This window comes from Micromonospora sp. (assembly GCF_048594385.1).
Taxonomy (GTDB): Bacteria; Actinomycetota; Actinomycetes; order Mycobacteriales; family Micromonosporaceae; genus Micromonospora; species Micromonospora wenchangensis.
In genome coordinates this window covers 1-4,871 of sequence record NZ_JBMDWU010000402.1, presented here as the reverse complement: position 1 = coordinate 4,871, position 4,871 = coordinate 1, and the positions used below count along the sequence as shown (strand labels likewise).

Here is a 4,871-nt window from a genome sequence, read left to right as displayed (position 1 = left end):
CGGCCTGGTCCGGGCGCCCGCCCGGCGGGCGGCGGCCGGGGCGGCCGGCCCGGTGGCGGGGGAGAAGCCGCTGGCCGACCGGCTGGCGGGGCTGTCGCCGGACGACGCCGACCGGACCGTGACCGAGCTGGTCCGGGCCCGCGCGGCCGAGGTGCTGGGGCACGACCGCCCGCACCTGCTGGACGTGGACAAGGGCTTCCTGGAGTTGGGCTTCGACTCCCTCGCGGCCGTGGAGTTCCGCAACAGCCTCGGTGCGGCGACCGGGCTGCGGTTGCCGGCGACGCTCATCTACGACCACCCCAGCCCGGCGGCGGTGGCCCGGTTCGTCCGGTCCGAGCTGGCCGGTGACCTGCCGGGCGCACCGTCGCTGGAGGCGGAGCTGGCCCGGTGGGAGACGCTGCTGGACGGCACCGTGCCGGACGAGGCGGAGCGGGGCCGGATCACCGTCCGGCTCCAGGCGCTGATGTCCCGGTGGAACGCGGCGTACGGGGCGGCCGAGGTGACGTCGGACGCCCGGGACCTGACGTCGGTCACCGCGGACGAGTTGTTCGACATCCTCGACGACGAGTTGGAGGCGTCCGACTGACCCTCTTCCGAGGAGGCCCGAGGTCCGTCGCCCCCCACGGGTGACCGGCGGACCTCGGGCTTCCTCCCGCGTACGGGTGGGCTTTTGTCCACCTTCGACGTGGGTCCATGGCCGTACCGTGTCACCGTCCGACCTCATACGGTAGTGACCGGGCCTGGTGGACGTCACGGTTCGCCGCAGGGTGCCACCAGGGTGGACACGGGGAGAGGCAGGGAGGATGCGGGTGCGACTCGAACAGGGCATCGTCGCCAAGGTCACCCGGAACGGGCAGCTTGAGCTGATCTCCGAACGGAGCGGGCTGCGATACCGGTTCGGGGCGACCGCCGCCGCGATGTGGATCGCGTTGCAGCAGCAGGGCGGCTCGTTGGAGCGGGCGGCCGGTGTGCTGGCCCGGCAGTGGTCGGCCGATCCGGCGGTCACCCGGCGCGACTTCGACGTCTGGCTGGAGGACATGCTCCGTGCCGGTCTGGTCCGGGTGGAGTGACCGGCCCGGTGGGTCCGGCCGGCGGCGGTGTCGCCCCGACCCCTATCCCGACCCCCTGTACGCGGGCCGCGTCGGGTCGTACCCCTGTCGGGTCGGCCGGGACGCGGCCCGGCGGGCGGCGGTCAGGCGTCGGTGGACGGGCGTCCGGGGTCACCGGACTCGTTGACCGCACCGACGATCACCCGCAGCGCCTCGGCGAGGTCCCTGCCGGAGGGGGCGGCCTCGGGGTCGAGCAGCCGCTGCACCGTCAGGCCGGTCATCAGCGCCAGCAGGAACGAGCCGACGGCCTTGCGGGTCTCCTCGGGGACGTGCTCACCACCGTTGCGGATCACGAAGGTGGCCAGCGCCGGGCGGGCCCGGGTGTACGTCTCGGCGAGCTGCTCCCGCAGCACCGGCAGGTGCTCGGCCAGCGCGAACGCCTCGATCCCGGCGACCCAGAGCGGCCGGTGCGTGCCGAACGACTCCACCAGGCCGGTCCACATGGTCTCCAGCCGGTCCATCAGGTCGGGTTGGGTGCCGTCGCGCAGCACCCGGTCGATCTCGACACCCCACTCCTCGAACGCCTGCACCAGGGCGGCGGTCAGCAGCGCCTCCTTGGAGCCGAAGTGGTACCCGATCGACGCCAGATTCGTGTCCGACGCGGCGACGATGTCACGGGCGGTGGTGCGTGTGTAGCCGCGCTCGTAGAGGCAGACCCTGGCCCCTGCCAGCAGGCGTTCCCGATGACCCACGGCGCCACCCTACTCGGAACCACCCCCTAATTCATCCACCGGATGTATACGAGCGTCTAAATCCGGTGGTAGCTTTCGGCCATGGCTACAGCGCAGGCAAAGGCCGGCCGTCGCGAGTGGATCGGCCTCGCGGTACTCGTCATGGTGACACTGATCATCAGCATGGACATGACCGTGCTGTCGTACGCTCTGCCGTTCATCACGGCGGACCTTGAGCCGACCAGCAGTCAGCTCCTCTGGATCACGGACGTCTACGCCTTCGTGCTGGCCGGCCTGCTGATTCCGATGGGGACCCTGGGGGACCGGATCGGGCGCCGCCGGCTGCTGATGATCGGCGCGGCGGTGTTCGGTGCCGCATCCGTGGCCACGGCCCTCTCCACCAGTCCCGGCATGCTGATCGGGACCCGGGCGGTGATGGGTGCCGCCGGTGCGACCCTCATGCCGTCGACCATGTCGTTGATCCGCAACATGTTCCACGACGAGAACGAACGCCGGGCCGCGATCGGCATGTGGGCGGCCGGCTTCTCCGCCGGTGGCGTCATCGGCCTGGTGGCCGGCGGGGCGCTGTTGCAGTACTTCTCCTGGGGCACCGTCTTCGAGATCAACGTGCCGATCATGCTGCTCCTGCTGATCCTGGCCCCGTTGCTGCTGCCCGAGTTCCGCAACCCCGCCGCCGGCCGGCTCGACCTGCTCAGCACGGTGCTGGCGTTCGTCGCCGTGCTACCGATGATCTGGGGCATCAAGCAGTTCGCCGAGGACGGCATGACCTGGCCGCCGGTGGCCGGTGTGCTCGCCGGGTTGCTCTTCCTGACCGTGTTCGTCCTGCGTCAGCGCCGGCTCGCCGATCCGGTGATCGACGTCCGGCTGTTCCGCGCCCCCGCATTCAGCGCGGCCGTGGTGATGAACGTGCTCGCCAACTTCGCGCTGGTCGGCTTCATGTTCTTCATCAGCCAGTACCTCCAGCTGGTGCTCGGGCTGCGGCCGTTCACCGCCGGCCTGTGGTCGCTGCCGGCCGCCGGTGCGGCGGGCATCGGCGCGGCGGTGCTCGCGCCGATGCTGGCGCAGCGCTTCCGGCGGGCCTACGTCGCCGCCGGGGGCCTGCTGGTGGGTGCCGCCGGCTGCCTGGTGCTCGCCCAGGTCGGCGACGACTCGGGGCTGGCCCTGGTGGTGGTGGGCCAGGCGCTGATGACGGGCGGCATCGCGATGGTGCTGACGCTCAGCGCCGAGCTGATCGTCTCCACCGCGCCGCCGGAGCGGGCCGGCGCGGCGGCCGGGCTCTCCGAGACCGGCAGTCAGTTCGGCGCGGCGCTCGGTGTGGCGATCCTCGGCAGCATCGGCACGTACGTCTACCGGCAGCAGCTCTCCGGTGGGGCCCCCGAGGGCGTCCCGGCCGACTCGTGGGCGACCGCCCGGGAGACCCTGGGCGGCGCGGTCGAGGAGAGCCGTACGCTCTCCGCCACCGCGGCGGACACGCTGGTCACGCTGGCCCGGGCCGCCTTCGCCGACGAGCTGCGGGTCGCCGCGCTCGCCGCGGCCGGCATCCTGGTGGTGACGGCGGTCCTGGCCGCCGTGCTGCTGCGTAACGTCGGGGCCTCGGTGCCCGGCCAGGATCCGTCAGGCGGCCCCGCCGGTGCCGACGACACCCCGTCGGTCGACCCGGACGCCGCCGCCGACCCGGACGGGGCGGGCACGGGCGGCGACCCGGCGACCCACGCGGCGCAGGCCGCGTCGGGCGGACACCTCGACACCGGTTCGCCGGTGGTCCGGATCGGGCCTGAGTCGACCACCCCGCCGGCCCGGCCGGCACATCCGGTGGCCTGACCGTACTGTCCTGACGGTGGCGTTCCCGCGGTGGGCGGGGACGCCACCGTCGTCCGTGGCGGTGCCGGGCCTAGGGGGGACGAGCGCTGCTTAGGGGTTGTTCCGGCGTTTCGAGCGTTCCTACGCTCGCTTCGACTGCGGGCACCGGACCCACCCGAGGGCACCGGCGCGACACCGCATCCGGCGGGCCGGCCGGGGCGTCGGCACGGGGGTGGCCCGCTGGAGAACGTCCTGCTGTGGGGCGCACCCGCAGCGCCGATCCGGTAGGGGACCAGTGATGACGGCAACGCTCGAGAACGACCTCTGGGTACGGCGGTTCCATCCGTCGCCGACCAGCGCGATCCGGCTGGTGGCGCTGCCACACGCCGGCGGCTCGGCCAGCTACCTGTTCCCGGTCTCCCGGGCCCTCTCGCCCACGGTGGAGGTGCTGGCGATCCAGTACCCGGGTCGGCAGGACCGCCGGCACGAGCCGGTGCTGGATTCCGTCGCCGACCTGGCCGACGGGGTGTTCGAGGCGCTGCGGCCGTGGCTGGACCGGCCGGTGGCGCTCTTCGGGCACAGCATGGGTGCCGTGCTCGCCTACGAGGTGGGGCTGCGGTTGCAGACGCGGACGGGTCAGCCGCCGGTGCGCCTGTTCGCCTCCGGTCGCCGGGCGCCGTCGAGGGTCCGCGACGAGCGTTACGTGCACACCCGCGACGACGCCGGGGTGCTGCGGGAGTTGGCCCGGCTCAGCGGTTCGGACCCGAGGGTGTTGGGTGACCCGGAGCTGCTGCCGATGATCCTGCCCGCGGTGCGCGGCGACTACAAGGCGGTGGAGACCTACCGGACCGACCCGGACCAGCGCCTGGACGCCCCGATCACCGTGCTGACCGGGGACGCGGACCCGATGACCACGGTGGACGAGGCGCACGACTGGGCCCGGCACACCACCGCGGAGTGTGACGTCCGGGTCTACCCGGGCGGACACTTCTACCTCAACGACCACGCCGCCGACGTGATCAAGCTGATCGGGGCGGAGCTGCGCCGCGCGGTCCCCGGCGACCCGCCGGTCGTACCGGGTACGGACACCACGACGGGCGGGGCGCCGACCACCGGCGCCCCGCCCGTCGTATCCGTCATTCGGCGATCTTCGTCCGCATGGTCCAGTGGAAGACCACCACCCGCGAGGCGTCGTCGATGAGGCCGTCGTGGTCGCTGGAACGCTCGAAGTGCTCGTAGCCGCCCAGGTAGGGCACCTTGATCCGGCCGG

At 72.9% G+C, this 4,871-nt stretch carries 5 protein-coding genes and 1 pseudogene; 4 read left to right on the top strand and 2 right to left on the bottom strand.

Annotated features, from left to right (window positions below):
• Together ACOJTC_RS21470 and ACOJTC_RS21465 are read left to right on the top strand one after the other, a co-directional pair.
• Positions 1-586 (top strand): acyl carrier protein (locus ACOJTC_RS21470; RefSeq protein ID WP_420118226.1); only part of this gene is annotated, 586 nt, incomplete at its 5' end.
• Between the two features lie 217 nt (positions 587-803).
• Positions 804-1,070, top strand: coding sequence for a PqqD family protein (locus ACOJTC_RS21465; protein WP_204928161.1), 267 nt, complete (start codon positions 804-806; stop codon positions 1,068-1,070).
• 122 nt (positions 1,071-1,192) lie between these two features.
• On the opposite strand, the gene ACOJTC_RS21460 is transcribed toward ACOJTC_RS21465, so the two are convergent.
• Positions 1,193-1,801, bottom strand: coding sequence for a TetR/AcrR family transcriptional regulator (locus tag ACOJTC_RS21460; RefSeq protein WP_204928160.1), 609 nt, complete (start codon positions 1,799-1,801; stop codon positions 1,193-1,195).
• A gap of 81 nt (positions 1,802-1,882) precedes the next feature.
• Between ACOJTC_RS21460 and ACOJTC_RS21455 the strand changes: the two genes are divergently transcribed.
• Together ACOJTC_RS21455 and ACOJTC_RS21450 are read left to right on the top strand one after the other, a co-directional pair.
• Positions 1,883-3,622: an MFS transporter gene (locus tag ACOJTC_RS21455; protein ID WP_420118225.1), complete on the top strand. Its 1,740-nt coding sequence runs from the start codon at positions 1,883-1,885 to the stop codon at positions 3,620-3,622.
• A gap of 277 nt (positions 3,623-3,899) precedes the next feature.
• Entirely contained in the window at positions 3,900-4,802 is a 903-nt protein-coding gene (locus tag ACOJTC_RS21450) for a thioesterase II family protein (RefSeq protein ID WP_420118224.1), read from the top strand.
• Here ACOJTC_RS21450 and ACOJTC_RS21445 read toward each other — a convergent pair.
• A pseudogene (locus ACOJTC_RS21445) lies at positions 4,798-4,857 on the bottom strand (hypothetical protein); the annotation flags it as partial. The gene ACOJTC_RS21450 and the pseudogene ACOJTC_RS21445 sit on opposite strands and share 5 nt — an antisense overlap.
• Positions 4,858-4,871: the final 14 nt, after the last annotated feature.

Excerpts from the sequence above, each read along its gene's own strand:
- ACOJTC_RS21465 (WP_204928161.1), top strand. The coding sequence starts at position 804 with ATGCGGGTGCGACTCGAACAGGGCATCGTCGCCAAGGTCACCCGGAAC.
- ACOJTC_RS21455 (WP_420118225.1), top strand. The coding sequence starts at position 1,883 with ATGGCTACAGCGCAGGCAAAGGCCGGCCGTCGCGAGTGGATCGGCCTC.
- ACOJTC_RS21450 (WP_420118224.1), top strand. The coding sequence starts at position 3,900 with ATGACGGCAACGCTCGAGAACGACCTCTGGGTACGGCGGTTCCATCCG.